11 protein-coding genes are annotated in these 15,279 nt (G+C 54.6%); 8 read left to right on the forward strand and 3 right to left on the reverse strand.

Going from position 1 to position 15,279, the window contains the following annotated elements:
* The first annotated feature begins 426 nt into the window (after positions 1-426).
* From copC to RTH46_RS25985, 4 genes are all read left to right on the forward strand, one after another.
* Positions 427-810 carry a copper homeostasis periplasmic binding protein CopC gene (gene copC, locus RTH46_RS25970; RefSeq protein WP_316906945.1) on the forward strand — a complete coding sequence of 128 codons (384 nt, stop codon included), beginning with the start codon at positions 427-429 and terminating at the stop codon, positions 808-810.
* Positions 811-813: 3 nt separating this feature from the next.
* The gene (copD, locus tag RTH46_RS25975; protein ID WP_316906946.1) at positions 814-1,752 is read left to right on the forward strand and encodes a copper homeostasis membrane protein CopD; all 939 of its coding nucleotides are present in this window, start codon (positions 814-816) and stop codon (positions 1,750-1,752) included.
* 51 nt (positions 1,753-1,803) lie between these two features.
* Positions 1,804-2,226, forward strand: coding sequence for a hypothetical protein (locus tag RTH46_RS25980; RefSeq protein WP_316906947.1), 423 nt, complete (start codon positions 1,804-1,806; stop codon positions 2,224-2,226).
* A 79-nt stretch (positions 2,227-2,305) separates the two neighbouring features.
* The gene (locus RTH46_RS25985; protein WP_316906948.1) at positions 2,306-2,875 is read left to right on the forward strand and encodes an isochorismatase family protein; all 570 of its coding nucleotides are present in this window, start codon (positions 2,306-2,308) and stop codon (positions 2,873-2,875) included.
* 152 nt (positions 2,876-3,027) lie between these two features.
* On the opposite strand, the gene RTH46_RS25990 is transcribed toward RTH46_RS25985, so the two are convergent.
* From RTH46_RS25990 to RTH46_RS26000, 3 genes are all read right to left on the reverse strand, one after another.
* Positions 3,028-3,702 (reverse strand): IS5 family transposase, encoded by a 675-nt coding sequence (locus tag RTH46_RS25990; RefSeq protein ID WP_316906949.1) that lies wholly within the window; start codon positions 3,700-3,702, stop codon positions 3,028-3,030.
* A complete protein-coding gene (locus tag RTH46_RS25995; RefSeq protein ID WP_316906950.1) occupies positions 3,609-3,875 on the reverse strand; it encodes a transposase in 267 nt (88 codons plus the stop codon). Before RTH46_RS25995 ends, RTH46_RS25990 begins: the two co-directional genes overlap by 94 nt.
* A gap of 223 nt (positions 3,876-4,098) precedes the next feature.
* Positions 4,099-5,214 (reverse strand): DUF3800 domain-containing protein, encoded by a 1,116-nt coding sequence (locus RTH46_RS26000; RefSeq protein WP_316906951.1) that lies wholly within the window; start codon positions 5,212-5,214, stop codon positions 4,099-4,101.
* Positions 5,215-5,622: 408 nt separating this feature from the next.
* On the opposite strand from RTH46_RS26000, the gene RTH46_RS26005 reads away from it, so the two are divergent.
* The 4 genes from RTH46_RS26005 to RTH46_RS26020 all read left to right on the forward strand — a co-directional run bounded on the left by RTH46_RS26005 (position 5,623) and on the right by RTH46_RS26020 (position 15,150).
* Positions 5,623-9,399: a hypothetical protein gene (locus RTH46_RS26005; protein WP_316906952.1), complete on the forward strand. Its 3,777-nt coding sequence runs from the start codon at positions 5,623-5,625 to the stop codon at positions 9,397-9,399.
* Between the two features lie 634 nt (positions 9,400-10,033).
* Entirely contained in the window at positions 10,034-11,788 is a 1,755-nt protein-coding gene (locus tag RTH46_RS26010; RefSeq protein ID WP_316906953.1) for a hypothetical protein, read from the forward strand.
* 105 nt (positions 11,789-11,893) lie between these two features.
* The gene (locus RTH46_RS26015; protein WP_316906954.1) at positions 11,894-14,725 is read left to right on the forward strand and encodes a DEAD/DEAH box helicase; all 2,832 of its coding nucleotides are present in this window, start codon (positions 11,894-11,896) and stop codon (positions 14,723-14,725) included.
* 215 nt (positions 14,726-14,940) lie between these two features.
* Complete coding sequence (locus RTH46_RS26020; RefSeq protein ID WP_316906955.1) at positions 14,941-15,150, forward strand: hypothetical protein; 210 nt, start codon at positions 14,941-14,943, stop codon at positions 15,148-15,150.
* The last annotated feature ends 129 nt before the right edge of the window (positions 15,151-15,279 follow it).

The following is a 15,279-nucleotide window of genomic DNA, read 5'->3' on the forward strand; positions in this document are numbered from 1 at the left end:
ATTAAGGCTCGTCGGGCGCGACTTTCATCGAGGCGCGGGACTGACCTCCCACACGACGCCGTATAGATTGACGCAAACCAAACTCACGCACATCTCGCTACAGTATTGCAGAAATGGGGGTAACCATAGATGTGGGAGCTGGCTTGCCAGCGATGCGCCGCGCGGGCGGCGCTCGATCTTGTAGACGCTGCAAATCTTTCGTCCTGCATCTAGCGGCCATTACTCAATACGTAATTGATATGTATCTTGGCAGCCAATCTGTCCAACGCCAGACCCCTCTCAAGCTGACTGAAATGTAATCGCACGTTTCTTGCGCCTATGACATCGTGCACCTGCACCGTGACGCTGATTCAGTGATTTCACGGACGCGATATCCACTCCCTATAAAAACCTCGAACTGACAGCGCTTGCTGTGAGGAACCTTGCATGCCATTCCAAAAAGCCACCGCTGTAACACTTGCGCTGACCGCCGGGTTGTTCCTGAGCGCAGTTGCCCAGGCACACCCCAAGCTCCTTTCATCCTCGCCGGCGGAAGGTGCAGATGGCATGGCGCCTGCGTCCATCGAGCTGCACTTTTCCGAGCAACTCACGACCCAGTTCTCGGGGGCAAAACTGATCATGACCGACATGCCGGGAATGCCGAATTCACCCATGGGAGTACAGGCAGCCGTTGCCGCGGGCGGTGATCCGAAGACGATGATCATCACGCCTGCAGCGCCTTTGACCACGGGCACTTACAAGGTCGAATGGCGCGCTGTTTCTTCGGACACTCACCCGATTACCGGCAGTTTTTCCTTCAAAGTGAAATGATCCATGGGCGACTCGCTGACTATCGTGGTTCGTTTCGCGCTGTATCTCGACTTGATGCTGCTGTTTGGTTTGGCTTTTTTTGGCTTGTATAGCCTCAGGGGGAAGGAGAGGGCGTCGGGCACGGTCTTGAGCTTTGAGTCGCTCCTGTACGGCACATCGCTCTTGGGTATAGCGCTATCTTTGGCCGCGCTGGGTCTTCTTGCGAAATCCATGAGCGGTGTGTCGGGCTTCATGGAACTGCATCACCATTTTTTCCAGATGATCCTGACAGGCACTCATGTCGGCCTGAGCTGGCTGGTCCGCATTGCCGCACTGCTTATCGCTGTTGTCGGCATCTGGCAATACAGGCGCTTTGCGACCGCCAGCCTGTGGGTCGTCACTGCGTCTGGAGCCGTTGCACTGGCAAGCCTGGCGTGGACCGGCCACGGGGCGATGGGCGAGGGGAGTCGTGGCTATTGGCAGCTCATCAGCGATGTTCTCCATCTGCTGGCTGCGGGCACTTGGCTCGGGGCACTGGCGGCGTTCGCTTTGTTGCTTCGCTGCAAATCACTGAAAGGCGAACATGAGGCGCGGATTCTTGCTCGGGTATTGACTGGCTTTGAATCGGTCGGCGCCGTGACCGTGATCGTCATCGGCCTCACTGGCGCGATCAATTACCTCTTTATCGTTGGGCCACGCATCGATGGCGTCATGCTCAATACCTATGGTGCGTTGCTGCTTATGAAAACTCTGTTGTTTGGCGCAATGATCGCGCTGGCTGCGCTCAATCGTTTTCATTTGAGCCCGTTGCTGGAGCGTTCGGTGCGAAATGGCGAGTTTTCGGTTGCGGTTAGTGCCTTGCGTCGGAGCCTGGCACTCGAGCTTTCAATGGCCGTCGTCATCATTGCCCTGGTGGCATGGCTGGGTACTTTGAGCCCTGACGTGGAAATGAGCGCGGGATAGCAATGGCTGTATAACGCTATGCTGATCTTATGGCCCCTTGAGGTGCTGATCATGCGCAGGATGATCTTGCTGGTCGCAGCCAGTGTTATTGCCGGCTGCCAGACCCCGATGCCAACCGCCAACCCAGAGATGGCCTGGGTCGACTTGTCGATTCCGTTTCCCAACGACAGAGTATTGCTGGCCGAGCGCCTGGACAAGCAACGCCTCGAAGACGGACGTTTTTTCCAGGTTACGCCCGGCAGTCACGAGCTGGTGGTGAAGTTCGACTATGAAACCAGCGGCGGTGGCGGCATGAGCATGATGGGCGGGCCTTCGGTACGCGAATGCTATCTGACCGTCAATTACGGCCATTTCACAGCTGGGCAACGTTATGTGCTCGAGGCTCGCTCGATTGCCTTGAACCCGGAAGCACGACTGTATGACGGCACAGGGAAAGTCGTTGCAGAGGTCAGTGAGTTCTATTGCCTGATGTGAACCTAAACGGTGGCGGTTGCTGGTGGAATCTTGTTGCAGCACACTCGGGCTGATCGCCAACTAAAGGACCTCAAATCGGATGATGGACCAATCCAGCCCTGTGCCCCTTGTAATCCTTGACGTACAAGATGCCATTGATCGCCCGAACTGGGATGGTAAAAGCAATCCTGGGTATCTGGCAGCGATCCAGCGACTGCTGGCGCTCTGGCGGTCAAATGGCTGGCCTGTTGTACACGTGAAGCACGATGAGCGGACAACCACATCCAGCTATTACGTCAATGGCCCGTGGAATGGCATCAAGAAAGAAGTTGCTCCGATCGCGGGTGAAGCCGTCATTATCAAACAGGAGAACTGCGCATTCATTGGTACCGAGCTCGACGCCACGCTTGGGAGAATGCGGGTTAACCGGTTGGTGCTGACGGGTGTGGTCATTCATAACAGCATGGACGCCACAGTCCGTGCGGGAAAAGCGCTGGGGTACAGCATTATTCTTCCGTCAGACGCCACGACAGCCGTGCCCGTCGTCGGGCCGAATGGAAAGCGCTGGGACGCTGCAACCGTTCATGAGCTGACCTTGGCGATACTCGGGAGCGAATATGCCGATGTCATGTCGTCGGATGAAGTGGTTGCGCAGTTCACAGTACGTTGAAGCAAAGCTTGCGACAAAAACAATTCAGTCATTTGGATTACTTATCAGTCAGTTCCAGGTTTTTTCTGCCAAATAAGGAGAGCATTGGTTGAAAGCTTCAGTTCCATTCTATTGAAGTAATGAATGGTTAACGCATACTGGGGAAGTAATGATTAGGTTCTGTACGAAAGGTAATGTCTTAGACACCGCCGCCAGCAGGCCAGCGTGACCATCGCCGCATAGCTTTTCGCGAGCTTGCAGTAACGGGTCGCCAGACGGCGATGCTCTTTCAACCAGCAAAATAGCCGCTCGATAACGTTCCGTTCGCGATACTTGGGTTTATCGAATAGGCGCGGCAAACCCGGTTTAGGTTTGCGTTTCATGACCCGATAGGGAATCACAGGTTGCATGCGATAGCGGTCACAGTACTGCCGGAGAGACTCCGCGTCGTAGCCCTTGTCAGCAATCAGCTTGCGGCATCGCTTGCGCGGCCTACCTCGTTCAGTGGGAATGTGGACGCCGTCCAGCAACGGTTGGGCGTGGGAGATATCGCTGGCTTGTCCGCCCGAAAGGATGAAGTGCAGCGGCACACCTCGAGTGTCGCAGACCATGTGAATTTTCGTTGTTAGCCCACCCCGACTTCTCCCAAGTGCGTGGTCCGCCGGTTCTTCCGCCCCCCCTTTTTTGCCTGCCCCAGATGAGGCTCGGGTCGCTTTGACTGCCGTTGAGTCAATGCACCAGGTGTCCAGGTCGATCAGGCGTTGAGTTTGACGTGCAGACGTTTGAGCATCTTGTTGAAGGTGCCCTGATTTCGCCAATCTCGAAAGCGCTGATAGACAGTGGACCAAGGGCCGAATCGCTCTGGCATGTCTCGCCATGCCGCACCGGAGCAAAGTACCCACAACACGCCATTCAACATCAAGCGATCATCGACTCTTGGGCGTCCGGTACGTCGATAAGCTGTAAAAAGATCAGCGACTAAATCCCAGTCTGCGTCGGAAAGTTCGTAGCGCTTGGGCACCGCAGAATCCTTCGCCTAAAAGGCGAGAACTCTACGTAAAATCCGGCCTCCAGAGGCGCTGGCGACATTTCAAAGGTTTTCATACAAAGCCTAGGCCCTCGCGCGTTTGGAATCGTGGGCCATCGCCTGGATCGCAAGGGAGCAGGGGGCTTTCGCAGCCTGATCGAGTTCAACAGCGCAATTACTCAGGACAGCAGGTGAACCCCATCGGATCAATACGGCGTCATGCTGGCATTGTTAAGGAGTTATGGCACCAGACGTAATTCACCCCGTAACCCTTCGTTTCGTCCTCTGCATTGGCCAAGAGGTGGAAAGCCATTGATAGCTCTGGAGCGGGCTCGACCTTGTGAACAATCCGATCTTGAGCGTAGCGCACGACAAAACCGGTGAGAATATCTGCAGCCTGGATGCCTACAGAATCCTCGGAGCGTTCGATCGACAGCTCAGCTTGCTGCAGGAACTGGTAGTTTGCGACGGAAGACACTTCTCGCTCAGGTGTCGCGTTCTCAGCAGCTTTCTTTGCCGCAAACAATATGTCGTCAAATTGAGTCTGAACGTCATGAATCATTTTCACTCGTTTGATCTGACCATCGTGAGCATGGTTGATTCGGGCGTACATATTGGTGAGCGAGGAGTAGTTCGGCAGTATCCATACCTCCTTTCCCTTCTTCCCAGGATCCGGCATAGGTAAGAACCGGCGCACGGCATTCTCCTCTGACGATTCCTTTGTCAGCATGATCTGAAAATCATCCATTGTTTCAATGATTGACTCAGCCATGGCGCCGTGTTGAGGCGTCTTCCCTGCGCGAGCGAAATCAAGGATGCGCGCGAAGGCCCGTAGCAGATCGTCCTTTTTCTGGCTTTGGCACGCCTTGAAATACAGGCTGAAAACCTCGTTTGGTGCCTCCTTGGTAAGTATCTGCGCAAACACCGTGCGGATGAAATCCAGCTTTTCACTTTCAGAGCCGGAAAAATAGGGTGGCCACACAAGGTAGTAAACAAGGTTGGTCGCGGCGAAAAACTTCTTTTCTACTAATTCGATGAAGAATGGGATTTGCTGCTTGGCAATCAGCTTGACTAGGTCAAGTACGAATGCGGGTTTGCTCTTATAGATTTTTGTCGATTTGAGGTCGTTGGCTTGTATGCGATGCTTACCCTTCAGGATATTAATATCAGCTTCAAACTTCTTCAAGTCTCTGATGCCCAGGCATCCCAAGCCAAAGTAGGGCTGCCCCCCGTAGCTCAAGGTGTCACCACCAAGAATCAGGTCTCCTGTGTTTCCAGACTCGTCGATGAAGTACGCGATTTCATTTGCATCCTGGATCACCTGATCGCTCATGTCGCCTCCCTAGCTTTACTGGCCAATCGCCCAAATGGTCATTTTGTTCTCGACGTACTCCTCGGGCAGCGCCCGGGAAATTCGTCGACTAGAACGCTGCCAAGGAGAGTAAGGTTTTTACTGCAGCCCTACGATGCCCAAAAGGTCTGATGTGCTCGCAGAAGCATGCACTCACAGATCTGCCCTTCAAATCCTTAAGTGCTTGGTGGAGATCTGGAGCTGTGAGCTTTGGGTGTCGGTGCTTCGTACCTATCTCTCCCATCGGTGCTTTCGTGGTGTTTACCCACCGAATATGGCATATAGCCGCTATTGGATTTTGGCGCAGCGTCACTGCTGCATCGATTGGATTATTAGCGGTCATTCGCCTGCTCAGCGGGACACGGAAGGCCATTGCATGGAATCGGGTAGATGCGGGGAGCTATCAAAAATCGCTTAGGGCTGGCGTGGGAAGCAGTTGTGGTTGGAGGGAAAGCTGCGTGGAGAGTGCTATCCACCCAGCGTCAGGGCGGCAACGTTGATCCTTTCTTTGAGCCGTTGACCCCCATCATTGTCACGGATGGCCGATCGGCTCGGTATGAACGCGAGCTGCTACGTGCCCTGGAAAACCCCGATGTTCTGAACATCGCGCTCACAGGTAGCTATGGCGCTGGTAAGAGCAGCGTGCTGAAGACATTCTTCAGCAATCATCCACAGTTCAACCACACCTATGTGTCTCTAGCGACCTTCAGTAAACCCACCTCGGGTTTGACACCTCAGCCTAGTGGTCAACCTTCCGAGCCTGACTCGGAACCTGAGGGCCTGGCTGCTACTGGGGGCGAGCACACACCAGGCGATGTCGACCTGGTCAATCGCATTGAAGAGACCATCGTCCAGCAACTGCTCTACGCGGTGCCCGCAGCGAAAGTGCCCAAGACTCGCCTGAAGCGGATTGCTCAGGCCTCAACCTTCAGCATCAGCATACGCACCCTCGGGCTTACTCTACTTGCCGTCTGCGCCTTGAGGCTCTATGTGCCCAAGCTTGCGATGATAAAAACCGTGTCACTGGAATGGTTGATCAAGGGCTTGATGGTTGTTCCCGAGTCTGCAGCATTGGCTGGCGTGGCCATTGGTGCTGTCTATCTCATGTACTCGGGGTTGAGGTTCATGTCCCTGTTCACTATCGATGGTCTGACTCTCAAGGGAGGCAAGCTTGAGGCGACTCACCATGGTTCGGTGCTTCATAAGAACGTCGACGAGATCATCTATTGCTTCGAGCGCAGTGATATCAACGTAGTGGTCATTGAAGACCTGGATCGCTTTGACATCCAGGATATCTTCTTCAGGCTGCGAGAGATCAACTTCATCATCCAGCGATCACCTCAGGTCAGGCGTTCTGTCCATTTCGTCTACGCCATCCGTGACGAGCTGTTCACGGTCACGGACAAGACGAAGTTCTTCGACCTCATCATCCCCATCATCCCTGTGATTAACTCCGAGAACTCCAGGGAAAAGCTGGTCGAGCTCATGAAGGCGCGACAGGTGGCCGGCAAACCACTGGATGATGGCTTGAACCTCAAGCTCATTGAGTCGGTTTGCTACTACATCGACGAAATGCGGCTGATCAAGAACATCGTTAACGAGTATGACGTCTACGCAAATGTACTGGCCAAGGACGGACTGGAGCTAGATCCCAACAAGCTTTTTGCCATGGTTGCTATTCGAAACCTACACCCTAATGCCTATGCTGACTTGGTCAAGCGAAGGGGCGCGATCTATGGGGTCATCGAGGGCTATGCGGCGTGGGTAACAGCCGAAGTCAAGCTGCTCGAAACGGCAGCTAAAACCCTCAAAGATCAGCGCGTGAGGCGCGAGGACGAGGTGGCTGACAACCTGCAACAACTGCGTACCTGTGTCTGGTACGAGCTTATCAAACTTGGGAATAAACCCACTGCAAGCCAGGTTCGACTCGATACAGGTGCCACTTTTTCGCTAATCGACTTTGTTTCTGACTCCGCTTTTTCCCAGGTTGAGGCGTCTAGGACGGCGGTAATGATGACACCATCCCCCTGGAGCGAAGGCGGGCAGGGGTTCCAGACTATAAAGGCGTTACAGCAGGCTCGATACGATGAGCGCCTGAAACGCTTCCAGACCTCGCTTGATGAGCTGGATGAGCAACTTGAAACGAACCGTAGCAAGGTGCAGCGTCTCAAAACAGCGGGTTTCCGACAGATCGTATCCATGGGGTACGGCAGTGAAGTGGCGAAGCGTCTGAAGGGGTTGGAGCTCATAGTCTTTTTGGTTCACCGCGGTTTTTTCGACACTGATTATGTCGATTACCTCGGCTATTTCTATGAGGGCTCACTCACCCAATCTGACAAGAACCTCATCATGGGACTGGTTCGGGGTGAGGAGTACGATGTAACCACCCCAATACATAATCCGGAGCTTGTGGTCAGAAAGCTGGATCTGGATTCGGTAGCTGATGGGCGCGGCATCATGGTTGATCTCATCCAAGAGCTTTTGCATATGCACAAGGATGACGCGGTTGCTAGGAAGGACAAGCTTCGCATGATCCTCCGAAGTGGTCATGATTACACGGAGCGATTCGCCGAGGCCGTTGCATCGATTACTCCTCGGTGGCAAGCCACGGCACTTATGAGAGCCATGTATGGCGCAGATCGCGACCTCATCCCTTTGCTGCTGAACCATGATCGGTTTAAAGCCCCCGTCCTGCGTCAGCAGTACCTCGTTGCGCTTCTGGATGTTCTGGCACCCAAGGAGATGCAAACGCTCGACGATAAGCCTCGCGTACTGAGGAAGGCCATCAGTGAGCTTCGTGAGGCGTCGGTTATTGCCGCGAAGCTTGCGAGTAATCAGAGCGGATGGAGGTGGGTCAGGGAGCTGCCGGCACAATTCTCCAGCCTTGATGCAAGTGCCACGGCCGCAGATCTGCGGCAAATGGTGGAATGGGGTTGCTTGGCATTGAACCTTAAAATGCTCCAGTTGCTCTGCCAGACGCTGGATCCACGGAATCAGAGCGATAGGGTCACGTACCATCGGCTCAGCAAACTGGAACTCACTGGCCTGGACAGCATGATCGAGGAGGATCCGGACGGTTTCGTGGCGCAGCTCGTAAGCCAAGAGGGGTCGCTCGAAGAGACACCGGAATCGCTCGTGGCCTTGTTCGGACTTTGCCAGAGCGAACCCTACACACTTGAGGTATTGCTCGAACAGACATCTTGCAGCGTGACTGACCTTGACGCGGTACCGACCTCGTTATGGTCGAAGATCCTGATGGCGGGACGTGTTCACCCTGTTGGTGATGCGGCTTGGACGTACTTCAATCGTGCGCTTGTAGCTGATAAAGAATCCGAAGACTTCGTCGATTTGGGTGAGTCGGCACTGGCTACATTCGTTGATTTCCTCAAGTACAACGCTCAAGACCTGGCTGAAGAACTATGGCAGGACGCGAGTCGCAACGATGGTTTGCAGACTTTCCTCATTCGTGCGCCGCAAGTCGACAATGCAACCCTTCGCACGCTTTTCTCGAAGGTCGTGTTGAGCCCAGGCGTTGTCATGGACACCGCGACGCCTCGCAACCGGTGGATCATGTTCGTCAATAGTGACATGGTCGAGTATCGGGCAGATATCAGGGCGTTCATTGCCGAACATGCGTTCACGTACCTAGGCGCCTACCTCATCCGCCGGTGGAGCCTTGCCCGAGAACAGATGGACATGTCGGCATTACCGGTGTCGTTGGCCCTTGAGCTGAGCAACGCAGAAGTGTGCTCGACAGCTGAAGAGATCGAGATATGGTCGGGCATTCCCGAGGATGCCTACGATACGTGCGAAGGTGCCGTTGAAGCATTGGCTAGAGCGTGTGTTCGCGCGACACGTGATGGATTGCGATTCCCGATGGCCTACCTCCCGACAATGCTGAAGCTGCTCCCGGCCGGGACGCTCTCTAGAGAACAAAGGATCAACATGCTGATCCATGCACTCTCGATGGGCTGCAGTTGGCTGGAGACGGTTGTCGTGTTGCCGCTTGCTGGCGAGGATTATCTGGCGTTACTCAAAAAGCGGCGCGTGAACTTCCCGGCTCATGATGTAGATCGCCGACTGATCGATGCCCTGGCTAAAAGAGGTTTTGTGGGGGCCGTTAAACCTGAAGCCAAGCGGATTGTGGTTTGGAGCAAACGCAACTGAGACCTAGTTTTAGGTTGTCATCTCGTTCCTGGCACAAGACCCCGGAGCCCGGTCAACCAGGGCGGCATGCTGAATCCGCAGCCTGATCGCCCTATGAGCACCCAGACAGCTCTGCTTGATCCTCGAAGGGCAGCTAAAGTGCGTAATAGCTCACAGTTTTGTGTTGTGGCAGAGTGAGAGTAGAGCAATGGATTGCAATCAACTGTTGGACGACCTGCGGGATTACATGGCTTCGGAGCAAGGGACTGCGGAGGCCGCAATCCAGTTGCTGTTCGAGGGGCTAGCCAGAGATAGTGAGCTGGAGGCGCTTAGTTCGCACCTGCGGTTGTCCGAGCATGCGGCCTTGAAATCTGTGATCAGCGGAATCGCTACACGACAGGGCGTACTCCATCGACTTCAGGAGCGGCTTCGTACACTGCGTATCGGGCGACTTAGCAGCGGGGGATCAGCGGCACGGGCCAGGAACAAGGGCTCGCTCTTGAGAGAGCTCACCGGCCTAGTAGCCACTTCTGACCTTCAGGCTGCTGAGCGTTTACTCCTGGATGCGCTGGAGGAGGGCCAAGACCCTGACTATCTGACACTGTTGGGGCGGGTCTACACACTCCAGCACCGCCCCTTAGAAGGGGCTAGAGCTATGCAATCAGCTGACGCTATTCGGCGTCAGCAAGGCGCGTTCGTCCTTGATCGCACCATGAGTCCAGACCATCACCATCCAAGCGCAGCCGATTTGGATTTCATCCAGGAGAATGCGCGTCAATTTGCCCCTCTGGAAGACGAGACCGTTGAGCTACGGCATTTTCAAACTGGCAACGCGAGTGTCCGGGTGGATCCGACCATTAGACGGAATGGTAGTGATGTGGATGACGCCGGCAACGCGGTACAGCCGCATCGAACGACGGGCACGGAGGAACCCAAGCGCCGACTCAGCTTGAACCCAACGAGGGTTGAGACGCCTGATAGCGATGGCAGTACACAAGCTAACAACGCCAGCATCCGTGTAGATCCTGCCATTAGACCGAGTGGTCGCGATGTGGGTGGCGTCTGCAGCGGGGAGCAGCCATATCAAGGGGCTGGTTCGAAGGAACCCAAACATAGACTGAGCTTGAACCGAGCGAGGGTAAGCACGCCCGATAGCGATAGTTGTACACAAGGTCACAGTATCGACAGGCCAGACCCTACCCCATGGTCGACTTCATCAGTCGATAGTACTGAAAAAGCACCCTTGGAGCTTCCCACTGAGCCAGCTCCCGAGGCCGAAGCAGATGCCTCAACAGAACCATTGAGCCGTTTCTTCACCGACGTACCTGTGACTGGTGCATTGTCTGATTCCCGTGACCTTGATGCGTTCTGCCTAGACCAGATTGACGGGGGGGATGACTCTGCTGGAATGGGGGCCGAACCGTACTCGGAAGATATCGACTTTGACCCAAACCTCGCAGCGGAATTGGCCGAGCTAGAACTGTATGGCACCACGAAAGGACGGGATGACAAATCCCAAAGAGACAGTGACTACTGGCAGGACTCTGAGGACGAGTTCGCTTTCTTTGAATTCGACCCAGACACCGTGTTTGATAACGACAAGTACCAGGTCGAGTCGGCAGGGGGCGAATTAGAGGATCGGATAACGCGTGAGGAGCGTGCGAAGCAAAAGGCCGTAGAGCTCGTGTACAAGTACGATTGGCCGCATGGAACGCTTCCCCTGATTCAACAGATTTACGTCATGAGTGGGTGGGGCGCGACCCGGGTGGCATTGGAGCGAGCAATCGATGAAGGGCTGACTCCTGAGGAGCTCGTGCTCGCTGCGCACATCAAGGTCATATGGGCTGACAACGATCTGTACTGGATCGCATTCGATAGTACCGGCAGCACACGCCTGTCCTACCACGCGTTGTCTTGGCGTACGGCGCTGATGATTGTCCGTTCATTTGAGTCGATTCCACAGGTAGAAGAGATCGATGTACTCCTGGAGCAGCTTTTTGAGTACTGGTACGAAAACGCAACGCTGAGACGGGTATTCAAAGCCTTCGCAAGGTACCTGTGGTACCGGTTTGGTGATATCGATGGCGTCCTTCCCGCACGTCAGTTGGGGAATTTTGATTCGCCCTATCAACGCCCCGAAGAAGAGTACAGCGATCTCGGTATTCCTAATGATCTGGGGATGAGAGGTCTCCGGAAGCTTCAGGCATATGGCGTACCGCAGATCAAAGATCCGCAAGAACCGAGCTGCTACTTCAGCGATCTCCCCCTTAAAGCGGAGGAAGGTGAAGACGTCGCGTCGACTCAAAAACAAAGCGATCTGCCAGCTGAACTGGATGGCAGTGATGCTCGCTCCGATGCCCAGGCAGACACTACTACCTCGGAGCTTGAAGCGCAGGAGACTCGCGGATGACCAATACAGTAATGGTCAACGCTGCTATTCAAAAAGGCGATACAGGCCGGTCCTCAGTTGGCCAATGCCAAACCACTCGTAAATTGGACTCACAGGGAGTACCTCATGACGCCGCTTACACTTACTCACGTGCAGGGATGTTGGGTTAAGCGCTTTAGCCCCAGTGGCCAAGAAGAGATTGGCGTTGTCAGGATGGTAATCCCTGAGACTGGCAAGACCCAGGTTCACTGGATTCGAGCGGGGAGTGCGAGCATCGTTGATTCTGATGTCCTGCAGTCGGGATTTGTGAATGGCCAAGACGTTCTCGACGCGACGCCCGGCACAGGTGTTCGTTCGCTAGGCCTGGGAGCGATCATGCAGCTCAGAGACCTGGCTGGCAGCGAGCAAGCGCTCGTGGATTTCCCTGAGAAGGGAGAGCGACACTGGCTGCCGTACCAATACCTACGACAGGTTAAGGGCGTCAAACATCGGTTTGTGACCGCTCAGATGGGAGCAGAGCCGGATGCTGAACGTGTGCGACTGCGATTGCTCGCTCATGCGATCAAGGTTTGGAATGAGAACACGGGATCCTTGTCTCACCTGGAAATTGACCCGCTGCCTCATCAAATCAACCTGGTGCACCACATCCTGGCATCCAACAACCTGAGCTGGTTGATCGCGGATGACGTAGGTCTGGGCAAAACGATTGAAACGGGCATGCTGCTTCACGCACTGCTCCAGCGAAAGCGTGTGAAGCGCATCCTGCTGATCACACCCGCGGGGTTAACCAAGCAATGGCAAGACGAGCTGTACTACAAATTCAAACTCGAAGACTTTGAGATTTATCATGAGGATTTCTTCGTCAATGAGCCACGCCAGTGGAAGATGCACGATTGCGTGATCGGGTCGTTGGATCGCCTCAAGCAGCCTGACCACCTCGAAAGTCTGCTCCAGGCAGAGCCTTGGGATTTGGTCATCTTCGATGAGGGTCACCGACTCAGTCGCCGGCAGTACGGCCTGAAGTTCGACAGCTCTGAGCGCTACGATCTTGCAAAAGCCCTTCGGAGCCGAACAGAGCACATGCTGCTTCTCAGCGCTACTCCTCACCAGGGTATGCAGGACAAGTTCGTAGCATTGCTTGAGTTGCTGCGCCCGGAACGGCGGGAAGAACTTCAAATGCTCAGCCTCAAGCCCGAGATTCTGCGTGACATGGTTTACCGCAATCACAAGGCAGACGTTACAGATGCAGAGGGACGCTTCATTTTTGAAGGCAAAATTACCTCTGCGCTGCAGGTGTCCAGCAGCCAGGAGTCGATTGACTTCGACCAGACCCTGCAGCACTACCTGCGCAAGGGGTATGCCGCAGGCGAGGCTTTAGGTCAGACAGGTAATGCCATTGGTTTTGTGATGACGGTGTACCGCAAACTTGCCGTGTCCAGTGCTGCCGCGATCCACCAGGCTCTTCGGAATCGGCTTCAGCGATTGCTGGACAACTTTGACGGCGACACGATACCCAGTACCCCGGATGATCAGCGCTATGTGGGTGAGTGGGAAGAGCAGGTCAGTGGTGAGGCAGAAGAGTTCTTCGCAGGGGAGATTCAGCTCCTCAAGCAGCTCATCGATGACGCTGCGGTACTCATGACGAATGATTTGAAGCTCACGGAGTTTCTCGACAAGGTCATCGGGCCAATCAATAAGAAAAACCCTGAAGAGAAGGTGCTGATTTTCACCGAGTACCGAACCACACAGCGCTATCTCAGGGATGCATTGGCGGCCCGGTTTGGTGATGACAAAGTAGCGCTCATCAATGGCTCCATGCAGCACGTAGAGCGTCGAGAGGCGATCGCTCAATTCGAGACGCAGGGTCGGTTCCTCATTTCCACCGAGGCGGGTGGTGAGGGTATCAACCTGCAGAGACAGTGCCACATGATGGTGAACTATGACCTGCCCTGGAACCCCATGCGCCTAGTCCAGCGGATTGGTAGGTTGTATCGCTACGGGCAGAAGATGAAGGTCGTAGTGTTCAACATCCAGCAGTCCGATAGCCTTGATCAGGAAATCGTTGACCTGATGTATGAGCGTATCGATAGCGTTGTTCATGATTTGGCCGAGGTTCAGCATCATGAGTTCAACGAGGGCCTGAAGGATGAAATTCTCGGTGAATTGGTGGATCTCATCGATGTGGACGACATCCTTCAGCAAGCAACGAAGCTGGGCATCGAACGCACCAGTGAGCGCATTGACGCGGCACTGGAGGAAGCCAAGCGAGCTGCGGAGAAGCAAAGAGAAATCTTCGCCCACGCTGCGACGAATGACATCAACGAATTGGGTGATCAGGTGGCAATCACCATCGATCATCTCCAAAGCTTCGTCACAGGCATGTTCGGCCAGCTAGGTATTGAAATTTCTGTTCCTAGCAACGAACCGCGCCTCTTGCGAATTCGCTTGCCTGACCTGGTCATGCAGGAGCTTGGACGCAGCAGAAGAACTTCGTCGCGTATGGATGTCACCGTTGACAGGGAACTCGCTGCTCGTCGTCCAGAGATCCAGATGTTGGATTTGACCTCGCGATTGATGCAATACCTGCTTGCCAAAGCATGTTTGTATGACTTTGATGGCCTGGCAGGATCTGTTTGCGCACCGAGTCTAGGTAAGGAAGATGGCGCATTGTTGGGAGCGATGCTGCGCTGGCAAGGCCCGCAGGGGAATCGTGTGCGTCAGGAGTTTGTAACCATTCTGGCCGGGCAGGGGGGAGTCAAGGTGAACGCTCCAGAGGCTAGTAACTGGTTGATGACGCCCGCGAATTTCAGCTCACAAATAGCTTCGGTACCTGCGTCCAAGGCTCTTTTCCAAGCTGCCCATGAGGTAGCCAACAAAAGGCTGGCCGAGTTAAGCAATCAGTTCCTGATACCTGAAAACCTCGATTGGGCAGGTGCTGCCTGGACGTTTCCTAGTTGAATGCAGGATTGATGTTCTGCGCAATCCTGTGAACTGGCGGCCGGCGTTTTCACGGTGCCGGCCTCCCACAGCCGTCGCATTAAGCTCGCACACCCGTTCTTGCGCTAAGGTCAGTATCTACTCTGGATCCGAATGAAACGTAACCAGCCAAGTGGTAGCGTTTATCCGAGTTCGGTACTTTTCCGAGCGTCTGGATAAACCGGAAGGAGATTTTGGTGTCGAGAACTAAGCAGTTGGCAGCACTGGTGGTTTTTGCCTGCGCCCTGGCTACAAATGCACATGCTCAGGGTGTTGAAGGCATGTCGGGCTCCGGTTCATGGCTGCAGCTGAGCAGCAAGAGATTGCTACACGGCACGAAAGGAAATGCCCGCGTAGTGGTGCGTAACGGCACTCAATATACGAGCCTAGATGAACTGGTCAAGTAATTTTGGACACCGGTTAAGGTTCATGCCGCTGCCTTGAGCTTTTCCTCCATGGCTACTGGCGTTTCATAGCCGTTGTAGCTGTGGAGGCGCTTGAGGTTGTAGCGCATCAGATAAGCCTGGATGTCCACT

Origin of the sequence: Pseudomonas sp. zfem004 (genome assembly GCF_032621715.1) — a bacterium.
GTDB lineage: Bacteria > Pseudomonadota > Gammaproteobacteria > Pseudomonadales > Pseudomonadaceae > Aquipseudomonas > Aquipseudomonas sichuanensis.

What these genes read in the sequence shown, in the direction of transcription:
- copC (WP_316906945.1), top strand. Translation starts at nt 427, where the DNA reads ATGCCATTCCAAAAAGCCACCGCTGTAACACTTGCGCTGACCGCCGGG.
- RTH46_RS26010 (WP_316906953.1), top strand. Translation starts at nt 10,034, where the DNA reads ATGCAATCAGCTGACGCTATTCGGCGTCAGCAAGGCGCGTTCGTCCTT.
- RTH46_RS25985 (WP_316906948.1), top strand. Translation starts at nt 2,306, where the DNA reads ATGATGGACCAATCCAGCCCTGTGCCCCTTGTAATCCTTGACGTACAA.
- RTH46_RS26000 (WP_316906951.1), bottom strand. Translation starts at nt 5,214, where the DNA reads ATGAGCGATCAGGTGATCCAGGATGCAAATGAAATCGCGTACTTCATC.
- RTH46_RS26005 (WP_316906952.1), top strand. Translation starts at nt 5,623, where the DNA reads ATGCGGGGAGCTATCAAAAATCGCTTAGGGCTGGCGTGGGAAGCAGTT.
- RTH46_RS26015 (WP_316906954.1), top strand. Translation starts at nt 11,894, where the DNA reads ATGACGCCGCTTACACTTACTCACGTGCAGGGATGTTGGGTTAAGCGC.
- RTH46_RS25980 (WP_316906947.1), top strand. Translation starts at nt 1,804, where the DNA reads ATGCGCAGGATGATCTTGCTGGTCGCAGCCAGTGTTATTGCCGGCTGC.
- copD (WP_316906946.1), top strand. Translation starts at nt 814, where the DNA reads ATGGGCGACTCGCTGACTATCGTGGTTCGTTTCGCGCTGTATCTCGAC.